The sequence below is a fragment of the Dyella dinghuensis genome, assembly GCF_003977615.1.
GTDB lineage: Bacteria > Pseudomonadota > Gammaproteobacteria > Xanthomonadales > Rhodanobacteraceae > Dyella_B > Dyella_B dinghuensis.
Genome location: NZ_RYZR01000007.1, coordinates 480,758 through 502,621, shown reverse-complemented (window position 1 = coordinate 502,621; position 21,864 = coordinate 480,758). Strand labels below are relative to the sequence as shown.

Annotated in this window: 15 protein-coding genes; 7 read left to right on the top strand and 8 right to left on the bottom strand. The window is 61.3% G+C overall.

Annotated features, from left to right (window positions below):
* Position 1: 1 nt before the first annotated feature.
* The 5 genes from murL to EKH79_RS15925 form a co-directional block, all read right to left on the bottom strand.
* Positions 2–1,348, bottom strand: coding sequence for a UDP-N-acetyl-alpha-D-muramoyl-L-alanyl-L-glutamate epimerase (gene murL, locus EKH79_RS15945; RefSeq protein ID WP_126674809.1), 1,347 nt, complete (start codon positions 1,346–1,348; stop codon positions 2–4).
* Between the two features lie 97 nt (positions 1,349–1,445).
* The gene (locus EKH79_RS15940) at positions 1,446–1,781 is read right to left on the bottom strand and encodes an endonuclease domain-containing protein (RefSeq protein ID WP_233590358.1); all 336 of its coding nucleotides are present in this window, start codon (positions 1,779–1,781) and stop codon (positions 1,446–1,448) included.
* A 217-nt stretch (positions 1,782–1,998) separates the two neighbouring features.
* Positions 1,999–4,611 carry a bifunctional aspartate kinase/diaminopimelate decarboxylase gene (locus EKH79_RS15935; RefSeq protein WP_267900453.1) on the bottom strand — a complete coding sequence of 871 codons (2,613 nt, stop codon included), beginning with the start codon at positions 4,609–4,611 and terminating at the stop codon, positions 1,999–2,001.
* 258 nt (positions 4,612–4,869) lie between these two features.
* Positions 4,870–6,384, bottom strand: a complete 1,515-nt coding sequence (locus EKH79_RS15930) for a fumarate hydratase (RefSeq protein ID WP_126674807.1) — start codon at positions 6,382–6,384, stop codon at positions 4,870–4,872.
* A gap of 145 nt (positions 6,385–6,529) precedes the next feature.
* Positions 6,530–7,174 carry an outer membrane protein gene (locus EKH79_RS15925; protein WP_126674806.1) on the bottom strand — a complete coding sequence of 215 codons (645 nt, stop codon included), beginning with the start codon at positions 7,172–7,174 and terminating at the stop codon, positions 6,530–6,532.
* Between the two features lie 628 nt (positions 7,175–7,802).
* Here EKH79_RS15925 and EKH79_RS15920 point away from each other — a divergent pair.
* The 5 genes from EKH79_RS15920 (at position 7,803) to EKH79_RS15900 (ending at position 15,187) form a co-directional block, all read left to right on the top strand.
* Positions 7,803–9,719 (top strand): S53 family peptidase, encoded by a 1,917-nt coding sequence (locus EKH79_RS15920; protein WP_126674805.1) that lies wholly within the window; start codon positions 7,803–7,805, stop codon positions 9,717–9,719.
* A gap of 134 nt (positions 9,720–9,853) precedes the next feature.
* Positions 9,854–10,735 carry a PhzF family phenazine biosynthesis protein gene (locus EKH79_RS15915; protein WP_126674804.1) on the top strand — a complete coding sequence of 294 codons (882 nt, stop codon included), beginning with the start codon at positions 9,854–9,856 and terminating at the stop codon, positions 10,733–10,735.
* A 298-nt stretch (positions 10,736–11,033) separates the two neighbouring features.
* The gene (locus tag EKH79_RS15910; RefSeq protein ID WP_126674803.1) at positions 11,034–12,353 is read left to right on the top strand and encodes an APC family permease; all 1,320 of its coding nucleotides are present in this window, start codon (positions 11,034–11,036) and stop codon (positions 12,351–12,353) included.
* Between the two features lie 51 nt (positions 12,354–12,404).
* Positions 12,405–12,938: a (2Fe-2S)-binding protein gene (locus EKH79_RS15905; protein WP_126674802.1), complete on the top strand. Its 534-nt coding sequence runs from the start codon at positions 12,405–12,407 to the stop codon at positions 12,936–12,938.
* Positions 12,935–15,187 carry a xanthine dehydrogenase family protein molybdopterin-binding subunit gene (locus tag EKH79_RS15900; protein ID WP_126674801.1) on the top strand — a complete coding sequence of 751 codons (2,253 nt, stop codon included), beginning with the start codon at positions 12,935–12,937 and terminating at the stop codon, positions 15,185–15,187. Before EKH79_RS15905 ends, EKH79_RS15900 begins: the two co-directional genes overlap by 4 nt.
* Positions 15,188–15,308: 121 nt before the next feature.
* Here EKH79_RS15900 and EKH79_RS15895 read toward each other — a convergent pair whose 3' ends face one another.
* The 3 genes from EKH79_RS15895 to EKH79_RS19155 form a co-directional block, all read right to left on the bottom strand.
* A complete protein-coding gene (locus EKH79_RS15895; RefSeq protein ID WP_126674800.1) occupies positions 15,309–15,803 on the bottom strand; it encodes a GFA family protein in 495 nt (164 codons plus the stop codon).
* A 27-nt stretch (positions 15,804–15,830) separates the two neighbouring features.
* Positions 15,831–17,783 carry a hypothetical protein gene (locus EKH79_RS15890; protein WP_126674799.1) on the bottom strand — a complete coding sequence of 651 codons (1,953 nt, stop codon included), beginning with the start codon at positions 17,781–17,783 and terminating at the stop codon, positions 15,831–15,833.
* A gap of 83 nt (positions 17,784–17,866) precedes the next feature.
* Entirely contained in the window at positions 17,867–18,718 is an 852-nt protein-coding gene (locus EKH79_RS19155) for a hypothetical protein (protein WP_267900452.1), read from the bottom strand.
* A 428-nt stretch (positions 18,719–19,146) separates the two neighbouring features.
* Here EKH79_RS19155 and fusA point away from each other — a divergent pair, with 428 nt between their 5' ends.
* Positions 19,147–21,186 carry an elongation factor G gene (fusA, locus tag EKH79_RS15880; protein ID WP_126674797.1) on the top strand — a complete coding sequence of 680 codons (2,040 nt, stop codon included), beginning with the start codon at positions 19,147–19,149 and terminating at the stop codon, positions 21,184–21,186.
* A gap of 166 nt (positions 21,187–21,352) precedes the next feature.
* Complete coding sequence (locus tag EKH79_RS15875; RefSeq protein ID WP_126674796.1) at positions 21,353–21,862, top strand: GreA/GreB family elongation factor; 510 nt, start codon at positions 21,353–21,355, stop codon at positions 21,860–21,862.
* Positions 21,863–21,864 lie beyond the last annotated feature (2 nt).

Here is a 21,864-nt window from a genome sequence, read left to right as displayed (position 1 = left end):
GTTAGCCGATCGCCACGAGCGCTGCTTGCAAACGATCAGGCACACGATGATCGCCTGCCGGCGTCAGCCAAGGCTCAAGTGCAAGTTCCGCGACATCGAGTTGCGGCAATATCTCGCTGCGGAAACGTGCGACGAGTGCATCCTCCTGCCACTCTGGACGCTGGCTCAGCGCATACATCGCGGCGCGTGCCTCCGCGCCCTCGCCGACGCATTCGAACGGTTTGTGATCGTGGTATTCGAGCAACGCGTCGAAGCCTGCCGCTTGTGATTCATCATCCAGCAAATTGCGACCGAAGATGGCCAGCAATCGCGGCTTCGGCAGAAACGGGGCCAGCGCGAGAAACACGAAGTGACACTTCGGGCATTGTCCGCACCAGCGATCGGCAGGTTTCGGACCGAGAATCTTGAAATTGCGATTGCAGCTGGAGAACACATCGAAGTACGGCGTGAGTTTCGCAAACGCGCGCGTGATGGCCAGTTCCGAATACGGACGCAATAGCGAGCAGTAATCCAGATCGGCCGCGACATGCGTATGCAGCCAATCGCTGAACATCTGCTCGAACGCGTAGCCTTTGCTCCACTGATGATTCACTTGCTGGCCTTCGTACTCCAGCGTCGCGGCGGAAGCAGAACGTTCATTGGCGAAAGCGATGCTGTCGTATCCGTAGAGAATCGCGGCGACAGCGAGAATGGCCGAGTTCACCGCCGTCACGGGGATGTGGCCGTTCCATGCACCGAGACGGTTGAGTTCGAACAAACCCGGCGCGAGTTCGCGCTGGATATTGAGCGTCGGCAGGCCTGTGCGTTCTGCGCACGATGCAATCAAGGGTGAGTTGCCGACCCATACGGCTGTCGCCTGTCCGCCGATCTGCTTGATCGCTTCGACCGCAACGAGTGAGTCTTTGCCACCGCCGATCGGCACCAGCGTGCGCTTTGGTAGATGGAGTGCAGGAGCGGTTTTTGCGTGCGTTGATACGATGCACGGGAAATTGATGCGCCCGCGAAGATCCAGCCCATTGCGATACGCGAACTCGGCCAAACCGTGCAGATACAACGCGTCGAGCAAACTAGCGGTCGTGTCATCGAGTGGGCCATCAGCCACTTCTATCTTCGGCGGAACGCCTGCTTTGTAATAGCTCACACCTGCAATCAAGTGCAGCATCTTGAGTGCTGCTTCGAATGCCTGCTTGTGGCCTGCGCCGATGGCCGGCGCTGCCGGAAAACGCACGCGCTCGATCAGTTCCTCGCCCTGGTCGAACTGATAGACCAGCTCGGCCACACCGTCGGCATAGCTGCAACGCACGAAGCGGAAGACCTGGGTCAGGCGCGGTTGGATCGGGTTGGTCACTCAAAATACTCCGGATCTGTTTCTAACTTGTCGCGAGTGTGGCCCCTCACCCCAGCCCTCTCCCCAAAGGGGAGAGGGGGTAGAGTCACGCCACGCTTTACTCCCTCTCCCCTTTGGGGAGAGGGTTGGGGTGAGGGGCCGCTCTAGCCAAGGCCTCCAAAATCACCTCAAGCACCACTTCCGTATTCATCAACACATCATTGTTCCAGAAGCGCAGCACACGATAACCCATTCCCTCAAGTCGACATGTGCGATCAGCATCCGCCGTCATCATTTCTGCATGTTGTCCGCCGTCCAATTCCACAATCAGGAAAACATTCGGACAGACGAAGTCGACAATGTAGCGATCGATTTGGTGCTGCCTGCGGAACTTCCATCCGGAGAAATGCCGGTTGCGCAAATGAAGCCATAGCAAATGCTCGGCGTCGGTCATGCTTCTGCGCAGTCCCCGCGCGCGATCTACATGCAAGCGTTTCATCCTGAGACGCAGCTCCCTTGCTCTGCCCCTTCTCCCCTCCGGGGAGAAGGCCGGGATGAGGGGCCGTTCTTGCGATGAGGCCCCTTCAAACCCGATTAAATTTTCCGTCATCGCAAGAGCGGCCCCTCACCCTGCCCTCTCCCCGCAGGGGAGAGGGGAAAAGCATCGAGGGTCATTCAAGAATGATTTCTTCCGCCTCATCCCGCAGATTGTAAGGGGAGGACATCACTTTGCCGTAGGCGCCGGCCTGGGCGATCAGCATCACGTCGCCCTCTTTCGCCTCCGGCAGACGGCGGTCGGAGCCGATCACGTCGCCGCTTTCGCAGATCGGGCCGACGACCTGATACAGCGCCGTGGCGGGCTCATCGAGGCGCGTAAGGTTCACGATCTCGTGCCAGGCATCGTACAGCGCGGGGCGAATCAGGCTATTCATGCCCGTATCCACGCCGAGATAGCGCCAGCTGCCCTTGCCTTTCTGCTGCGTCACGCGCGTGATCAGCACGCCTGCATCGGCGACCAGGTAACGGCCCGGTTCCATCCAAAGCTTGTAGTGCGGATACGCGGATTTGACCTTGCGCAGCACCTCGTCCAGCGCGGCGATGTCCAGTCGTGCCTCGCCTGGATGCGAAGGCACGCCGAGTCCGCCGCCAATATCCAGAAAATCCACGCTGCCGATGCGTTCGGCCAGGCTGGCGAGTTGGCCATAGACTTCGCCCCAATGCTTGGCATCGAGAATGCCGGAGCCTAGATGCGCATGCAGGCCGCGCACGGTGACGTTGTAGGTATCGGCGAGTCGCAAGAACGCGTCAATCTGTTCGACGGGCAAACCAAACTTGCTGCCGCTGCCGCCTGTTCGCACTTTCTCGTGATGGCCGAGGCCACGCCCCAGGTCGATGCGCAATACGATTTCGCGCCCGCGAAATACGTCGCCCCAATGTTCGAGCGGGTAGAGCGAATCGAGTGACACGGTCGCGCGTGTCGTGAAGGCCCATGCGTAGTCTTCGCGAGGCGCGAAGTTGGGGGTGAACAACAGCGGCGCTGATTCCGGAACCGCAGCCATCACCGCTTTGAGTTCGCCGGGCGATACGCACTCGAAGCCAAAACCCTCTTCGGCAAGTGCGCGCAGAATCGCGGGATGCGTGTTCGCCTTCACGGCGTAATGCAGACGATCCACCGAACCCAGCGACTTCAGTTCGCGCGCTTGACGTCGAACCGTCGGCAAATGGTAGACATATCGCGGCGTCGCCTGCACACCGAGTGCGAGCAGTTCGTCTCGGCATGCCGTTCGCCACCATGCATCGGCAGCAACGACCGTTTCACCACTTCCGTAGAGACTTTGCCAACTCGATCCAAACAACGCGCTGTCGTCGGTGCGCAATGCACCGGCGGTAATCAACATTTCGTGCAGGCGCGGCACGAGTTCGTCGACGACGCTTTCATCAACCACGAACGTGAGGTTGAGATTGTTCGACGACTGCGAGATCAGGTGCACGCGCAACTGGCCGAATTCTGCGAGCACGCTGGAAAGTGTGTGCAGCATCGAGCGCATGCCGCGGCCCACCAGCGTAATGGCGGCGCACGGCGCGATGACTTTGACGCGGCACGATTTGGCAAGATCGCTAGCAAGCGCGGCTACCGCATCCGAATCGAGCAAATTTTCGGTGGGATCGAGCGACACGGTGACGTTCGTTTCCGCCGAACTGATCAAATCCACCGACAGACCATGTTGCTTGAAGTGTGTAAACACATCGGCAAGAAAGCCGACCTGCTGCCACATGCCGACCGATTCCATCGACACCAATGTGAGGCCCTTGCGTGCGCTGATCGCCTTGACGCTTGGCGCATGCTCGCGCACTTCCGGACCGATGACGGTACCTTCCAGCTCGGGCCGGTTGGTGTCCTTGATCAGCATCGGCACGCGCGGTTCGCGCAATGGCGACAGGCAGCGCGGATGCAACACTTTTGCACCGGTCGATGCGATTTCCTGTGCTTCTTCGTAGTCGAGTTTCTGCAGCAGGCGTGCGCCAGGCACCTGACGCGGATTGGCGGTGAACATGCCGGCCACATCCGTCCAGATTTCCACGCGCTGCGCTTTCAACAACGCACCGAAATACGACGCAGAGGTGTCCGAGCCACCACGACCGAGCAACACCGTACGGCCTTTCGATTCGCGCGCGATAAAACCCTGCGTGATAAACACGTCGCCCAACCTTGCGAGACGCGCATTGAGTGATGGATCCGGTTTCGCTTCGACCATCGCCGAGAGCAGCTTGGTGCGCTCGTTCTGGTTGGGCAGTGCGATGGCGGCAAGACAATCGCGCGCGTCCACCCACTGCGTGGCCAAACCGCTGTGCGTGAGGAATGCAGCGCCAAGCGAGCTGGACATCAACTCACCTTGCGCCTGCACCTGCGCAGACCAGGCGAGTTCGCCGAGCGACGCCGGGCCTTCTTCCGCCAGCTTGGCCAGCTCCGAAAGTCGCGATGCGAGCGTATCGGGAACCGCCAGCTGCATGTGATCGAGCAAGTCGTAATGCCGTTGCGCGATCGCCTTCGCAGCCTCGATACGTTTGCCTTTGTCGTCCTGGGTGCACAGATGTTTGAGTGCGTCGGTGATGCCGGTCAGCGCGGACACGACGACCACCACGCGCGCACCTTCGGCGCGGCGGCTGGCGACGAGTTCGCGGATGTTCTGCCAGCGCGGCAGGGTGGCGACACTGGTGCCGCCAAACTTCATCACGATCCAGGGAGCGCCGGCGGAAAGCGGCGCGGAGGCATTTGAGGTCACGATGTCTCTGTCAGGGTTGCGGGGGACACAATCCTGTCAGTGTTGCGCTGCATCAGCTGGAATGCAACCGTCGGTTGGGACTATGGACGGCCATTTGGATGGCTAAACGGAAAATGGTGATAGTTCGAAGATCTGCTCCTCCCCCTGCTTGCAGGGGGAGGTTGGGAGGGGGTGGCACGAGCTTGCCTCACGGCGAGATTGAATGACCCCACCCCAGCCCTCCCCTGCTTGCAGGGGAGGGAGCAAGGGCGCGGCGCGTTATTCGACGGTAACCGGAATCTTGCCGATACGTGCCTGCCACTCGCGCGGCCCGGTCTTGTGCACAGACGTGCCCGCGGAATCCACCGCAACAGTGACGGGCATATCTTTGACATCAAATTCGTAGATCGCCTCCATACCCAGATCGGCAAAGCCCACCACGCGCGAAGCCTTGATCGCCTTGGAAACAAGGTAAGCCGCGCCACCGACCGCCATCAGATAAACGGACTGATGCTTCTTGATGGCGTCGATAGCCGCCGGGCCACGCTCGGCCTTGCCGACCATGCCGAGGAGCCCGGTCTGCGCCAGCACCTGCTCGGTGAATTTGTCCATGCGCGTGGCCGTGGTCGGGCCCGCCGGACCGACGACTTCATCGCGCACCGGATCGACCGGGCCGACGTAGTAGATAAAGCGGCCGTGGAAATCCACTGGCAGCTGCTCGCCCTTGTTCAACATATCGACCATGCGCTTGTGAGCGGCATCGCGACCCGTCAGCAACTTGCCGTTGAGCAGCAGCACTTCGCCGGGTTTCCAGCTGGCGACTTCTTCGCGCGTGACGGTGTCGAGATTCACGCGACGGCCCTTCGATGAGTCGTAGGTGAGCGTTGGCCAGTCTTCGAGCGACGGCGGATCGAGCATTACGGGGCCGGAGCCGTCGAGCGTGAAGTGCGCATGACGCGTCGCGGCGCAGTTGGGAATCAGCGCAACCGGCAGATTCGCCGCGTGCGTCGGATAATCCTTCACCTTGATATCGAGCACGGTGGTCAAACCACCCAGACCCTGCGCACCGATACCGAGTGCGTTGACCTTCTCATACAGCTCAATGCGCAATTCCTCGGCGCGATTCGACGGACCGCGGGCGATCAGATCCTGGATATCGATCGGCTCCATCAACGCTTCTTTCGCCAGCAGCATCGCCTTCTCGGCCGTACCGCCGATGCCGATGCCAAGCATGCCCGGCGGACACCAGCCCGCGCCCATGGTGGGCAGCGTCTTGAGCACCCAGTCCACGATGGAATCGGAGGGGTTCAGCATCACGAACTTGGACTTCGCTTCCGAACCGCCGCCCTTCGCCGCGACGATCACATCGACGGTATCGCCCGGCACGATCGAAACGTTGATCACCGCGGGCGTGTTGTCCTTGGTATTGCTGCGCTTGCCGGCCGGATCGGCGAGCACACTGGCGCGCAGTTTGTTGTCCGGATCGTTGTAAGCGCGACGCACGCCTTCGTTCACCATGTCTTCCAGCGACATCGTGGCATCCCAGCGCACATTCATGCCCACCTTGAGGAACACCGTGACGATGCCGGTGTCCTGGCACAGCGGACGATGGCCTTCCGCCGCCATGCGCGAATTGATCAGGATCTGCGCCATCGCGTCTTTCGCAGCGGCCGACTCCTCGCGCTCATAAGCGGCGGCGAGATTAGTGATGTAGTCGACCGGGTGGTAGTAGCTGATGTACTGCAGCGCGTCGGCAACGGACTGGATCAGATCGTCTTGCTTGATGGTGGTCATGGCGATGGCTTCGACTGGCTAGGGGAGCCCCGCGAGCCTTGCGCTCACGGGGCACAACCCCTCTATTGTGCCCCAATCGGGCCGCTCCATAAAAAACGGCCGCGCGAGGCGGCCGTAGAGGCGATCGACACGGAGGACGTGAGGATCAGAAGCGGTATTCGGCCTGGACGGAGTACATACCGATGCGGGTGCCCTTGACGGCCGTGCCATCGGTATCCGGGCTGCTGCTGCGCAGGACGTCGCCCGGCGTGTGGTAGTTGTCGTAGGCCAGACCGACGCTGAGGTTCTTGTTGATGTTGTAGCCGGCGCCAACACCGAAGTACTCACCGGTCGCGGTGTAGTTGCCGCGTACGTCGTAGGTGCCCGACGGCATCGCGCTCATCGAATACGTGTTGCGTGCGCGGTACCAGCCAGTGCGCACCGAAACGTACCAGTGGTCGGTGATGTTGTAGTTGAGGTTGCCGCCGAGCAACCAGCCACGATTCTTCTGGTTCAGACGAGCGCCGCCGTCATCGTTGTAGATCTTGGTGCGCGCGTTGCCCAGGTAGCCGTAGCCGACTTCAAAACCGTAATCGACCACACTGTTCCAGCGATAACCGGCACGCAATGCACCCGCTGCGGCGTACCTGTTCTGATAGGAATCGTAGCCGTCGACGTTGGCCGGCGCGTCGATGTTGTAGTTCGAGCTACCGATGTTGGCATTGACGAATGCATTGCCGCTATCGGCGAATGCACTCGCCGAGGCGGCACCGAGCGCCATCGCGATAGCGACGGTTGCGAGCTTGCGCATAAGAAACTCCTTGAGGGTTGGTATGTCGTTTCCATCGAGCGCAGAGCGAACCGCCGTGACGCTGGCTGAAAATTTGCGCGAAGGTTACTTTTAGAAGTGATTGATGCATATGGAATTTTCCGTGCGCCACGTAGGCGAAAGCGCACAAGATTCGCGATATGCAATGCATCAAATCCGTTCTTTGCACATGGAGGCGCCGTACGAGCAACGATGTGCCTGAGAAATCACTTACATCGATTGAAACCGCTATTCCGTCGAGGAACGCGTTGCCGCATCGCGACATGAAGTGCGGGTGTTTTCATGCGCCCGTTGTTTCGCCATCCCTTCAATGCGTGTCACCCCGTCATGCAAGGCCTGCCGCACATGAATCGACTACAGATCAGCGATTTACACCTACATGCAATTCAGTCAGACCGACATGCCTTCCGGGCACTTTCCCGTCACCGGAAGGCGCGATAGGCTGAGGGGGCTACGTCACACCGTCTTCAGGGGAGACAGGGAGCGTCGCGGGGAAGTAGAGATTTCAGCTAATCGCCCAACGGCTACGCCGGCTGGGCATGGGTGCTTCTACGTCTTTGCCCATGCATGACCGGTGTCGCAAACCGTTGTGCCTATCAGGAGAAACACAATGATTGCGCAGTTGCATCGCACGTCGCTTTCGCTGTCTCTGGGTTTGTTGTTGACCGGTCTGAGTGCCGGTGCCATGGCGGCCAGCGCCACCCCTGCCGTTGATACGGGTACTGCTTCGACAAACCAGAATCTGCAAGTCACGCTGGTGTTGAAACTACACAACCAGGCGGCGTTGGAAGATTACATCAAGCAAACCGTCACGCCCGGTAGTGCGAACTACCAGAAGTTTCTGACCACCGCGCAGTTTGCTGCGCAATATGGCGCAACCGACGCCGATATCGCGCGGGTGCAGTCGGTTCTCAAACAGCAAGGCATCACCGCCCAGGTATTGCCGAGCCATCTGGCCATCCAAACGAGCGGCACGCTGAGCCAGTTCAACGCGCTCTTCAGTACATCCGTTCACAACTACGTCTCAAGCCAGACGGGGCGCCACTTCCACAAGCCGTCATCGACACCGCAGATCCCATCGTCGATCGCCGATGTCGTGGCTATCGCGAGCGGCCTGAGCAACGAGCGCACGTATCTCTCGCATCGCGTCTCCACGCCTGCGTTCGTGTCGCTGCAAAGCCAGAACGGCAAGGCCACTGCATTGACGAAATCCTCCGGCAGCAACCCGACGGCGTCGGGCGAGCCAGGGGAATACACCGTCGGTGACGTCGCCAACTTCTACAACATCAATCCTCTGTATCAGCGTGGCGTTGTCGGCAAGGGATCGACCGTCGCTATCGTGACTTTGTCGAATTTCTATCCTGCCGATGCGACGACTTACTGGTCGGATATCGGCCTGACGACCAAACCCAACCGCATCACACAGGTGCACGTGGATGGTGGCGGTGCGATTGACGGCGGCAGTGGCGAAACGTCGATCGACGTCGAGCAGTCGGGTGGTGTTGCACCGTTCGCCAACATCATCGTGTACGACGCACCGAATGCAGGTAACGGCTACATCGACGCGTTTGCGCAAGCCGTGTCGGACAACGTGGCAGACAGCATTTCGACCAGCTGGGGCGGCCCGGAAATCTTCAACTTCGGCGCCATCGTCAATGGCGATAGCGACACCGATACCAGCGACGCGGGTGATCTGCGTGCGTTCCACGAAATCTTCCTGGAAGCGGCGGTGCAAGGACAATCCTTGTTCGCCGCCGCCGGCGATTCGGGTGCGTACGACACCGTTCGCTCACTCGGCGCTGGCACAGGCGTGGGCGACTTCACCGCGCCACTCACCGTGGATTCGCCGGCATCCGACCCGTTCATCACCGCAGCAGGTGGCACCACTACGCCTTACAGCTACGCGTTTGGCACCGGCCCGGTTGAATCGATCACGCAGGAGAGCGTTTGGGGCTGGGATTACATCCAGAACTACTTCAACACGTACATCGGACCGAACGTGATTGATCTGTTCTCCAGCGGCGGCGGCGGCGGCGTGAGCGTTTACTGGCGCACACCCTTCTATCAGCAATTCACGTTCGGTGTCCGCGCCAGCGAAGCGAAGCAATCGCTGGTCTACAACGATCCCAGCGCCGGTCCGACCACGTTGCTGAAACTGCCCGCTCACTTCCAAGGTCGCAACGTGCCCGACATTTCGTTGAACGCAGATCCGGAAACGGGCTACATCTTCGTGTCGACGTTTGACGGCGGCTTGAACAGCGGCGAAGGTGGCACCAGCTTCGTCGCGCCGCAGCTCAACGGCATCACCGCGCTGCTACGGCAAAGCACGGGCCATCGCATCGGTTTGTGGAACCCGCAGATCTACGCCATTCAGAACTTCTTCGGCTATGGCCGCTTCTCGCCGTTCAACAGCGTTCGTGCCGGCGACAACTGGTTCTACGCGGGTGCACCGCATTACAACCCGGGTGCGGGCATCGGCACGCTGGACGTCACCAATCTGGACGCGTTCTTGCACGCCGGCTTCTGAGTCTGATTGCAGCTCGACGAACGGCCCGCACGCTCGGCGTGCGGGCCGTTTCTTTTTTGGTGCATACCTTTTGGCGCATACAAAAAGCAACATCGCATGGATACGATGCACGGATCATTCGCGCGGATGTCCCCATGTCTTCAATTCGTCGCTTTATGCAGCTGGACGTATTTTCCCGCCAACCCCTGAAAGGCAATCCGCTGGCCGTCGTCATCGATGGCGACGGTTTGGATGAAGCCACCATGCGCGCCATGGCGCGCTGGACGAATCTCTCCGAAACGGCATTTCTACTGACGCCGACGAAAACGGAAGCGGATTACCGCGTCCGGATATTCACGCCATCTCGCGAACTGCCTTTTGCGGGGCATCCCAGCGTTGGAAGCGCTTACGCGGCCATCGAAGCCGGCTTGATTGCGGCCGGAAAACAAGCCCTGATACAGGAATGCGCCGCTGGGTTATTGCCCGTTCGCGTCGACGGTTCAGACGCAACGCGGACGATTCACGTGCAGGCACCGCCCGCCGACGTGCATCGCGTGGACGCTCCCGTCGTGCATGCGCTCGGCGACGCGCTGCATCACGTGCTGGACGATACGCAGGTCCGCATGGTGATCAACGGACCGCATTGGCTGCTTTGCAATCTTCGTGAAGCCGCGCACGTGCGTGCGCTCGATCCGAATCTGTCGGCCATCGCCATGCTGTGCAAACGTCATAACGCCATCGGCGTGAGCGTGTTTGGGCACGAGCACATGAAAGATGCCTCGATGGCCGTGCGCGCCTTCTGCCCCGCCGACGGCATTCCGGAAGATCCCGTCACCGGCAGCGCCAATGCCGCGATCATGGCGTTTCTTGCCGACAGTGGCGACAGCGTTTATGGCTCGCGCTATCGGGCGAGCCAGGGGCGGGAAATCGAACGCGATGGCTACGTCGATGTTGTGCGAGACCCCGTCAGCGGCGCCATCACCATCGGCGGCGATTGCGTCGTCACCATTCGCGGCGAATTGCATCTGCCCGGCTGATCGCATCTCAAACCGCAACGGCCGCGTCATAGCAGCCGTTGCCGTCACGCCGTTGACCGGAAGTAGTGTGCGGCTCAGAAACGGTGTCCGAACGTGTCACTCCTCGATTGCGCGGAAATTCCGCCGCAAGCTGTTGCTGCCCCTCAGAAAATCAGCGGACCGCACATCGTTAGAACAGTGATGCAATGCGCAAACGCAGCAAATGGCATCGGCCGCACGCTCCCGCACGCGGTCAGGGCACGCTTGCCGGATCGCAACGCGATTGCCATGCTCTGGGTTTTCCACCAGGGGTGTTGCCATGACGTCACCGGTTACCGGCTACCAACGCAGCCTTCGTCTGCGCGATGCGGCGTTGGTCGTGATCGGCGGCATTATCGGCGGCGGCGTCTTTCTCAATCCGTACATCGTGGCGCAGCGAACCGAATCCGGGCTTGCGCTGTTGATGATGTGGATCGGTGCCGGTGTCCTCACCCTGATCGGCGCGCTGTGTTATGCGGAGCTTGGCGCCCGGCGCCCGCACGCGGGTGGCACGTACGTTTATCTGCGTGAAGCCTTTGGTCCGCTGGCGGGTTTCCTGTTCGGCTGGACGATGCTGCTGGTGATCTACTCCGGTTCCACCGCGGCGGTCGCCACCATCTTCGCCAGTTACGCTGCGTCCGTATTCGGTCTGCCGGCGACTTTGGTGACGCCGCTCGCGGTGGGCGCACTGGTGCTGGTGGCAGGCCTCAACATGTTCGGGTTGAAGTTCGGTGCGCAGTTGCAGAACCTTTTCACCCTGCTGAAGCTGCTGGCGGTCGCCGTGCTGGTGGTATGCGGACTCTTTTTCGCGGGCGCGGGCAGTACGCCGATATTGGCGACCGATCCGGCGCGCAGCGGCGTCGGTTTCATGAGCGCGTCGTTGCCGGTTCTATTCGCCTACTCGGGTTTCACCTATCTCAACAATCTCGCCGGTGAAGTGCGCCAGCCGCAACGCACGCTGCCGCGCGCGCTGTTCGTGGGCATGCTGGGCGTGATCGTCGCGTATGCACTGATCAACGTCGCCTATCTGGCCGTGCTCGGCCATGACGGGCTCGCGCACAGCCACGCGCCTGCGGCCGATGTGATGGGCAAGGTGTTTGGCTCCGCGGGCGCAAAGCTCATCGCCGTCGGTATCGCCATTTCCACCTTCGGCTTCTGCAACATCACGCTGGTGTCGGGTGCTCGCGTCTTGCAGGTAATGGGTGACGACGGCCTGTTCTTCAGCACGGTGGCGCGCCTCAATCCGCGCTACCACACGCCCAACATCGCCCTGGTGCTGCTGACGGGATGGTCCATCGTGCTGGTGCTGTCGGGCAGCTATGGCCAATTGCTCGACTACGCCACCTTCGGCGACTGGCTTGCCTGCGCCATCGGCGTCAGCACACTGTTCTGGTACCGGCGCCAGCAGCATGGCGAGGTGCCGTTCCGCGTGCCCGGCTACCCGCTGCTGCCGCTTATCTTCATTGCCGCGATCGGCCTTGTGGTGGTGGAAAGCCTGCAGAGCAGCCTCGTCAATACGGGCATGGGGCTCCTGATCATGGCGGCCGGTGTCCCGGTTTATTACATCTGGCGACGCTTGTTCAGCCCCACGCGCCCCTAATTTCCTGCGGCAATGCCACAATGTGGCGCTAGGTATCAGGAGGTTTTACCGATGGCGCAAGACCACGCCCGGGCCATCAGCGGGGTCGAAATCACCTCGATTGCGGTTCGTCCCGGCATCGACGTGCAAATCAACGGCGAGCACTACCGCCACACCGGCGATCCGCAGATGCCGCTGCTCTGGTATTTGCGCGACGTGCTGCAGCTCGACGGCACCAAATACAGCGGTGAAAACGGCGTGGGCGGCGCGGATCTGGTGCTGGTGGACGGCAAGTCGACCTCGGCCATCGGGGTGCCGATGAGCAAACTCGTCGGCAAGCCCATCATCACGGTCGAAGGTCTCGCCGATAGCAAGGGCAACCTGCACCCCTTGCAGCAGGCTTTTATCGATGAAGACGCCATCGGCTGCGGCTATTGCACGCCGGGCTGGCTGATCGCGTCGATGGATCTGCTGAATCGCCGCAAGGACCCTTCCGATAGCGATATCGACACCCTGCCCAATCTCTGCCGCTGCGGTTGCCAGACCCGCGTGCGCAGCGCCATCAAGCGCGCCGCCGCAGCCATGAAGCAAGGATCCAAAGCGTGAGCGGCGACGTACGACTTTCACGCCGCCGTTTTCTGCAAGTGCTCGCCAGCGCCACCGGCGCGTTGATCGTCGGTGTGGGCATCGCCGATGCTGCCGATGCGCCCGTGCCGATGGATATGCTGGGCGATGCGCTTTATCCGCTCGGCATGTACGTGCGTATCAACCCCGATGGCGATGTGGTGATCGGTGCACGCGACCCGGATACCGGCACCGGTGTTGCCACGTCATTACCGCGGATCATCGCCGACGAACTGGATGTCGAGTGGCAGCGCGTACGCGTGGTGCAGCTGGGTCTTGGCGTGGGCAACAACAATGGCTCGCCGCAGTGGCTTTATGGGCAGCAAGTGGGCGGCACTGGCAATTCCATTCCCCGTGCGTGGATCAATTTGCGCTCCGCAGGTGCGTTGGCGCGCTGGCTGTTGATGCAGGCCGCCGCACAGCAACTGGGCATTCAAGCCAATCGATTGCGCACCGAAAAAGGTGTCGTGATTGCACCGGACGGCCGTCGCCTGCGCTACGGCGAACTGGCCTCGGCCGCATCGAAAATCACGCCGCCGCAAAATCCGCCGCCGCTGAAATCGCCTGATCGCTTCACGCTGATCGGCCAGGGCGTCGGCGATGTGGACGCACACGGCATCGTCACCGGTCAAACGCCTTATTCATTGGACCAGCACTTCGGCGACGCAGTGGTTGCAGTGCTTTCGCACTGCCCCTGGCCGGATGGCGAACTGCAGCAGCTCGATAAAAGCGCAACGCTCGCCATTAAGGGCGTGATCGACGTTATCGAACTGAAGCCCGAACCCAAGGTACCGCCGGGCCAGACGGTGATCGCGCCTGCCGTTGCGGTGATTGCAGAAACGACATGGCAAGCACTACAAGGCCGCAGCGCGTTGAAGCTGACGTGGAAGCCCGGCGCCAGCGGCAAGGAAGACACCGCTGCGCTCGAACAGGAAGCTACCTCGCTGTTGAACAGCGACAGCGCACCGACCACGCGCGTGCGCGACGACGGCGATGTCGACAAAGCCGGCAAAAAAGCCGCGCGTCGTCTCGATGCTACCTATTACCAACCGTGGTTGGCTCATGCCGTCAACGAGCCGATGAATTGCCTGGTGCGCCTGGACAAGACCAGCGCCACGCTCTATGTACCTACGCAAGCGCCACAGCAGGCGTGGAGTGTGGTGCAGCGTTTGACGGGCTTGGCGCCGGACCAGATCGACATTCGTCTATCGCGCGTCGGTGGTGGTTATGGCCGACGTCTCGATCACGACTACGTGGCCGAGGCCGTGCTGCTCGCAAAAGCCGTCAGCAAACCGCTGCGTCTGTTCTGGACGCGCGACGAAGACCTCACACACGACTATTACCGCTCTGGCTTCGTGCACAAATTAAGTGCCGTTGTCGATGCGAAGCGCCACATCTCCGCATGGAATCAACGCGTCGCCAGTGCCTCTGCGCAAAACGGCCGTGGCGTGCATAGCGAGCAGTTGTGGACATCGGAAGTCGACGCCAACCAGTTGCCCGCCGGCTTCGTGCCGAATTATCGCAGCGACTGGTTCAGTCTCACGTCTGCGCTACCGCGCGGCCCGCATCGCGGCATGCCGCACACCGCTAACGCATTTGCGGTGGACTGCTTTATCGACGAAATCGCGCATGCGATCAAGGAAGACCCGCTGGATACACGCCTGCGCATGATCGGCGATCCGCGGCTGGTGCCGCTCACCGGCGGCGGTGCGATCGACACGGCGCGTCTGGCAAACGTTCTGAAGCTCGTCGCCGATCGCATCAGCTGGAAAGACTGGCTGCACAGCGTCAACGGTCTTGGCCTTGCATGCTGGTACATGGATGGCGCCTACGTCGCACACGCAGTGGAAGTGTCCATGCAAGGCGAGAAGCTCACGATCGAACGTGTCGTGTGCGCTGTGGATGTAGGCCGCGTGATCAACCCGACAGGCCTGGAAGGCCAAATTGCCGGTGCGACGTTGGATGCGCTATCCACTGCGATGAATCTCGCCATCACTGTGAAAGACGGCAAGGTGCAGCAAAGCAGTTGGAAGGATTATCCGCTCGCCAGCATGGCGCAGTTGCCCAAGACCGTGGAAGTGATCACGGTACCGGGCGATGGCGACCCGGCTGGCGCGAGTTTCCTCGCGATGCCTACTGCTGTTCCCGCGCTTGCGAACGCGGTGTTTCGCGTGAGCGCTGTGCGTGTGCGTCGTTTGCCGCTGATGAAAGAGCTGATGCGCCTGCTATGAGCTCCCTCCCCTGCGAGCAGGGGAGGGCTGGGGAGGGGTCAAACATCCCCGCCTCGAGGCAAATTGCAATCACCCCCTCCCAGCCTCCCCCTGCGAGCAGGGGGAGGAGCTAAAAAGCAGGTCAGCGCCCCGCCCTCTCAAGCATCGCGCGGCGCCGCTCCAAGCTTGCGGCTGACCAATGCTGCTCGCGCTCGTAATACGCATGCATCGCTGGCACACCCGTGTGCAGAAGCACCCACGGTTGCTTGGATTGCGTGTAGATGTGGATGTCGGGCGGAAAGCGATCGGGATCGTCGAGCGTTCCGACACGAATAAAGCGCTGAATATCGCCGAGGCCTGCGTAGTTGCTCCACACTGCAATACGGCACACAGGACAACGCGCAATCTTCTGTCCTTTGCCACTCAACGAAGGTGTGTCCACCACTTCCACTTCGCCGGTGAGCATCACAACCCGATCCGCTTCGATCAATGCATTGAGCGCAAAGGCCGTGCCCGTTTCACGCTGGCACCAACGGCAATGGCAGCAATGCACAAACATCGGTGTATCGAGCATGCGATAGCGAACGGCTTTGCAATCGCAGCCGCCATCGAAATACACCGCATGGTTGTCGCTCATTGCACCACACTCCTCTCAGTGCTTGCTTCAATGGAACTGATCGCTCGCAGGCACCCACGAACTCGATGACGATGTCGGCAGATGCAGCGGCTTCACCGTTTCTGTCGATCCGCAATTGGGCGGCAGTGGGCCGCCACTCACGCGCGCGGCTGCGCACTCCGCATCGTTATTCAGCGTCACCGACGACGCGGCTGCCGGTGCGCTTGCGGCAAGAGCAGGCGTCTTGGGTATCGATGTGTTGATGGTCGGCAGATTCAGGCGGTCGTAAATCTTCTTGGGCAACGGTACGGCCGGCGGATCGGGGTTGTGACAGCCAAGCAGCGACGACGGCAACAACGGCATCACCGAACATTCGATGCGTATGCCTTGCGGCAGATTGAACGTGTGACTGACGGTGGTTTTTTCCACCGCATGACGCAACGCCGTATCGACTGAGCTTTCACCCTTTGGCGTCCAGTACTTGTCGAACACCGTCGGCTTGTACTTCGGCAGATTCGTGTTGTGCGACATGATTTCCGTATCGCCGCTCGGCTTGAGCTGGATATAGGTGCCGTTGGGCGTACCCGGTGTGCCGCCGTTCGGCGAACCGCCCGCATTGCCGCTACCCGGAACCGGTATCGATTGCCCGTTAGGCGGCCCGTTGGTTTCCGACGGTTTCGTTCCGCCGTTGGGCGAACCGGGATTGCCCGTGTCACTCCCCTGCGGCGTAGCGTTCGGCGCCGTGCTCACCGAGTTGTTGCCTTCATTGCCCGGCGATGTCGGCGACGGATTGTTCGGTGCCGACGGCGGTGCTTCCGCCGTCGGCTTTTCATTGGACGGCGATTGCGGTGTCTTGGTTTGCGGTGACGACGGCGATGGCGCAGGCGCCGGACTCAGCAGCGGCGCAACCGACACGGCAGGTACTGCGATCTTGGGCGCGGCCACGACAGGCGATGGCGCAGACGGGGGTACGGTCGGCGCGGGCGTCGTGATCGGCGTCAGTGGAATCGGCGCAAGTTGCGGCTCCGGTTCGCTCGGTTTCGCAATCGGCCCCAACGGTTGTTGCGACAATTGCGGCGCAATCGGCGCTTTCACTGGCGCTTCGGACGGTTGCAAGTTCACCGTCGGCGCTTGTTGTGCGGGCATCGGAATCGGTTCAAGCGGCGGCGATGGCGGCGAAGCGGGTGTTGGTGCAGGCGCGGCGGGCGCCACGTTGGGGATCGGAATGGGCGCGATGGAAGGTTTCTCCACCGCAATTTGGGGCGGCGCTGCGGTCAGCGGCGATTGCGCTGGTTGTGTCGGGACCGCCAGCGATGGCAGCGGCGGCATCGGCTGCGTGCCTTCCACCTGCGGTTTGCGCGGCGGCTCGGGCTGGAAGGGTGGCGGCACGGGTTGCGGCACAGGCGTTGCCGGTACCGTGGGTGCGGGTGGAGGCGTGCCAACCAACTTTGGCTGTTCAAGCGTGACCGGCGCCGTTTTCGGCAGCGTGATGGGCGGCAATGGCGCGGCGGGTGGCCGTGCCTTTTGCGCGATCGTCTGCTTTGCCTGCGACACCACCGGTTGCTGCTTGGGTGTTGGCGCAGGTGGCTGCTGTACCGCCGCGACAGGTGCAGCCGTCGACGCTTCGTGCGTCACATGCGCAACTTGACTTGTGTTGCCGCGATGCGTCGGCCCGTGTTCCTTCGGCGGTATGCCGCGAATCGGTGGCGGCGGCGGCGGTGGCTGCGGTTTCTTTTCGATCAGCTTCACCAGCAACGCATTGCCCTTCGGCTCGGGTGGCGCTGGCGGCAAGATATACGCAGGACCAAGCACCATGCCCAGCAGAAACAACACATGCACCAGCAAAGCGCCGAACATCGCGATCACTTTCAGCAGCCGATCGCGTGGTCGATCGCGAATCTTGCGCCGATAGACGATCGCCCAAGTCGCCGCATCGCGCGGCGACTTGATCATCACGACCCGAGTGGGTTGGGCAGGCTGATCGGGGGGCAGTGGCGGCATGTGCGCCAGTGTAGCCGGACAACCGGAATTTCCTGCTGGGCCGTTCGACCTACCCTTCTTTCAGCTGGATGTCGGGAGCCGCCTCATTGCCCCGGCGTGGACGACGCCTTCTGCGCATCGACCGCACGCGCCGGCGTGTCCACCGGACAACCGTTGGGTAATGGCTTGCCCGCTTTGTAGTCGGCGATGCATGTCGCCACGCTCGGCGGCGGTGGTTGCGGTTGGTTCTTGACCAACGCGGCGGGTGCCATGTTCATACGTTCGTCGCCATCGTTTGAGGGTGGCGGTGGTGGCGGATCGCCGCTGCATCCGCCGGACAGCGCAGCGATCGAAACGCCGCAATGAATGCGAATACCTTTCGGCAAGTTGATCGTCTTCGTCACCGTCGTCTTGTCGACGAGTTTCTGCAACGCATCGTCCACCGCGTTGGAATTCTTGCGCCAGTACCGATCCAGTTTGGTGGCTTTGTATTTGACCGTGTCCTTGTCGCGCATGATCTGCGTATCGCCTTGCGGACCGCGCTGCACGTAATCGGCTGTGGGCGCAGGCGGCGCGCTCGTGGCGTTGGCAGGCAAAATGATTCGGCCTGTGCGGTCGAACAAGACCGGGGGCGCCGGCGGCGCCACGGAAGTGGCCGGAGGTGGCGGCGGCTCTGGCAAACGCAGCGCGATGGCGTTTTTCGAGGGCGGTTCGTGGGAAGGACGCGGCGGGGGTGGCGGTGGCGCGATAGGCGGCGGCGCCGGCGCACGTGACGAGGGCCGGGAAATAAATCGCACTTCCATCGCGCGCTCCGGCACATACACGGCCGCCACTTCCTGCGCATGCGGTTTCATCTCATACCAAAGCGCGGTGACGAAAATGGCGTGCAGAAGCAGCGCGATCGTCAACGCCACCCACAGGAGGCGGTTGTCGCGCGGAGCTTTGCGCCAACGCATGTCATGCAGCATGGCGCGCGTGGGGCCATCGAGGTGGGCCAGACCGCGGTTTTTTTCGTCCGTCGGGGAAAACCAGCGGTGGTGCTCGACTTGGTCGGGGCGTTCGATAAAGCCGTCCTCGCTACGTTGCCCGGATAGTTACACGCCCGGATAGTGATGCCACACAGACCTTTCGGCGGCCCCACGGTTCCCCAGTAATCACGTCTTGTTAACGCCGATCTTCGCAGTGCAACTTGACCAATCCGGCCGATGGGAGAAATCTTGGACTGCGGCGCTCGCGCCGCCTCCCGCCATGACCGCCCCTGCGTCCCGCACGCGAAGGACGACCATGACGGCCCGCCATTGTCAGCCGCCAAGCGCGGCCGTGCGGCGCCGGCCAGGTCTGCTGTCGCACGAGTCCGCGCCTTTCGCAAAAGGAGGGTCGCATCGTGTCCTACAACACGGAAAACATCCGCAACGCCGCTCTCGCCGGTCACGCCGGTGTTGGCAAGACCACGTTATTCGAAGCCATGCTGCATGCCGGTGGTGTGATTCAATCAATCGGATCCGTCGAGCGCGGCACCACGCAATCGGATACCGACACGCAAGAGAAAGCACGCGGCCACTCGATCGATAGCTGCATCGCAGGCATCGATCACGGAAGCTCCCACATCAATCTGCTCGATACCGCCGGTTACGCGGATTTTCGCGGCGCCACCCTTTCCGCCTTCGCGGCAGTCGAAACGGCGCTGATTGTCATCAACGCTTCCAACGGTATCGAACACGGCACGCGCCGCATGATGGAGCACGCGCGCGAGCGCGGTCTGGCACGCGTGATCGTGATCAACAAGATCGACGCCGATGGCGTGGATCTGGCCGAACTGGTGCGCGCGATACGCGACGAATTCGGCAACGAGTGTTTGCCGGTGAACCTTCCTGCCGACAACAACAATCGCGTGCTCGACTGTTTCTTTCACAAGGACGGCAAAACCGATTTTTCGTCGCTGGCCGAAGCGCACCAGCAGATTCTCGACCAAGTGGTGGAGATCAACGAAGCCACCATGGGCGCTTACCTCGAAGACGGTGAAGAAGCCCTGACGCCGCAGCAACTGCACGAAGCCTTCGAACAATGCCTGCGCGAAGGGCATCTTGTACCGATCTGCTTCGTCAGCGCGCGCACCCGTGCGGGCGTGCTTGAACTGCTCGAGATTTGCGATCGCCTGCTGCCCAATCCCAACGAAGCCAATCCACCGCCCTTCCGCGATGATCACGACGTGCAGATTTCGGTCGAACCGAACCCGTCATCGCATGTCGTCGCCGATGTCTTCAAGGTGATCAACGATCCGTTCGTGGGCAAGCTTGGCGTGTTCCGCGTATGGCAAGGCACGGTCCGCCGCGATAGTCAGTTATACATCGACGACAACCGCAAAGCGTTCAAGGTCTGCCATCTGTTTCGCTTGAATGGCAAGACGCATGTCGAAGTCGATCAGGCGATTCCGGGCGATATTGCCGCCGTCGCGAAAGTCGAGGACATTCACTTCGATGCGGTCCTGCACGATTCGCACGACGAAGACGGCATCCATCTTGATCCCATGCATTTCCCGCAACCGATGTTCGGTCTTGCGCTGGAGCCCAAACACAAGGGTCAGGAGCAGAAGCTTTCCAACGCCCTGTCGCGATTGTCGGAAGAAGATCCGTGCTTCCGCATGGAGCATCACAAGGAACTGAACGAGACCGTCGTGCGAGGACTGTCTGATCTGCATCTGAAAATCATGCTGGAGCGCATGAAAGATCGGTACGGTGTGGAGGTCGTAACGCATCCGCCACGCATTGCCTATCGCGAAACGATTGCCGGCTCTGCGGAAGGCCATCATCGGCACAAGAAACAAACCGGTGGCGCAGGACAATTCGGCGAAGTCTTTTTGCGCGTCGAACCATTGGAACGCGGTACGGGTTTTCAATTCGTCGATGCGGTGAAAGGCGGCGTGATCCCTGGCCAATTCCTGCCCGCGATTGAGAAAGGCGTGCGGCAAGCCATGGAAACCGGTGCGATTGCCGGCTTTCCCATGCAGGATTTGCGCGTCACCGTGTACGACGGCAAATATCATCCGGTCGACTCGAAGGAAGTCGCCTTCGTCAGCGCCGGCAAGAAAGCGTTTCTCGATGCGGTGAACAAGGCGCGGCCTGTCGTACTTGAACCCATCGTCGATGTCGAAGTGTCGATTCCCGAATTGAACGTCGGCGATGTCACCGGCGGACTGGCAGGCAAACGCGCGCGCATCATGGGCACCGACGCCAAGCACGGTGGCGAGATCGTCATCAAGGCGCAGGCGCCGCTGGCCGAACTCACCGACTATCCCACCGAACTCAAAGCCATGACGGGCGGACGAGGTCGCTACAGTCTGGATTTGAGCCATTACGAACCGGTACCGCCGCCCGTCCAGCGGCAGCTCAGCGACGCATGGAAGCCCAAACTGGACGAGGACTGACCACACCGCCCGCACACCAATGACACCTAACGGCCGGGCGACGTTGCAGTCTCCCGGCCACGTCTCCATGTCGTAGAAGACAGTGTCTTAGCGCACGCCCCACCGGCCTCTTGGCGCGAGCCATCTGGACCTTGAGAACATAAACACTTTCACCGCGGAGGGCCGTATGAATCGTGCCTTCGTCAAAGATTATGAAGGCGATGCCGATGACGCATTGCCCGAACTGCCGCTGAGCGACAACCCCAACTACGTCACGCCACACGGCGCTGCCCTGTTGCGCGATCGTTGGCTCGCGATGCAAGCGCGCCTCGATGCCCTTAAAGCTGCGCAGGACGACACGCTTGCGCCGGAACATGAGTTGTCATCGCTGGAACGCGAATTGCGCTGGCTGGGCGCACGCGTTGCCAACGCGATTGAAGTGGATCTTTCCAAGCAGCCGCGCGATAGCGTGGCTTTCGGTGCGACCGTCACCGTCGAAAGCGAAGACGGCGAACACCGTTGGCAGATCGTCGGCGAAGACGAAGCGGACGTGGAGCATGGTTTGGTCAGCTACGTTTCACCGCTTGCTCAAGCGTTGCTGGGAGCGCGTGTCGGCGACGAGGTTTGCTGGCACCGACCAGCGGGTGATCTGACGATCGAAGTAGTGAAGATCGAGTACACCGATGGTGGCGCTTAACG

Coding starts and splice junctions, on each gene's coding strand:
- EKH79_RS15940 (WP_233590358.1), bottom strand. CDS start 1,781: ATGACCGACGCCGAGCATTTGCTATGGCTTCATTTGCGCAACCGGCAT.
- EKH79_RS15930 (WP_126674807.1), bottom strand. CDS start 6,384: ATGACCACCATCAAGCAAGACGATCTGATCCAGTCCGTTGCCGACGCG.
- EKH79_RS15925 (WP_126674806.1), bottom strand. CDS start 7,174: ATGCGCAAGCTCGCAACCGTCGCTATCGCGATGGCGCTCGGTGCCGCC.
- EKH79_RS15920 (WP_126674805.1), top strand. CDS start 7,803: ATGATTGCGCAGTTGCATCGCACGTCGCTTTCGCTGTCTCTGGGTTTG.
- EKH79_RS15915 (WP_126674804.1), top strand. CDS start 9,854: ATGTCTTCAATTCGTCGCTTTATGCAGCTGGACGTATTTTCCCGCCAA.
- EKH79_RS15910 (WP_126674803.1), top strand. CDS start 11,034: ATGACGTCACCGGTTACCGGCTACCAACGCAGCCTTCGTCTGCGCGAT.
- EKH79_RS15905 (WP_126674802.1), top strand. CDS start 12,405: ATGGCGCAAGACCACGCCCGGGCCATCAGCGGGGTCGAAATCACCTCG.
- EKH79_RS15895 (WP_126674800.1), bottom strand. CDS start 15,803: ATGAGCGACAACCATGCGGTGTATTTCGATGGCGGCTGCGATTGCAAA.
- EKH79_RS15890 (WP_126674799.1), bottom strand. CDS start 17,783: ATGCCGCCACTGCCCCCCGATCAGCCTGCCCAACCCACTCGGGTCGTG.
- EKH79_RS19155 (WP_267900452.1), bottom strand. CDS start 18,718: ATGCGTTGGCGCAAAGCTCCGCGCGACAACCGCCTCCTGTGGGTGGCG.
- EKH79_RS15875 (WP_126674796.1), top strand. CDS start 21,353: ATGAATCGTGCCTTCGTCAAAGATTATGAAGGCGATGCCGATGACGCA.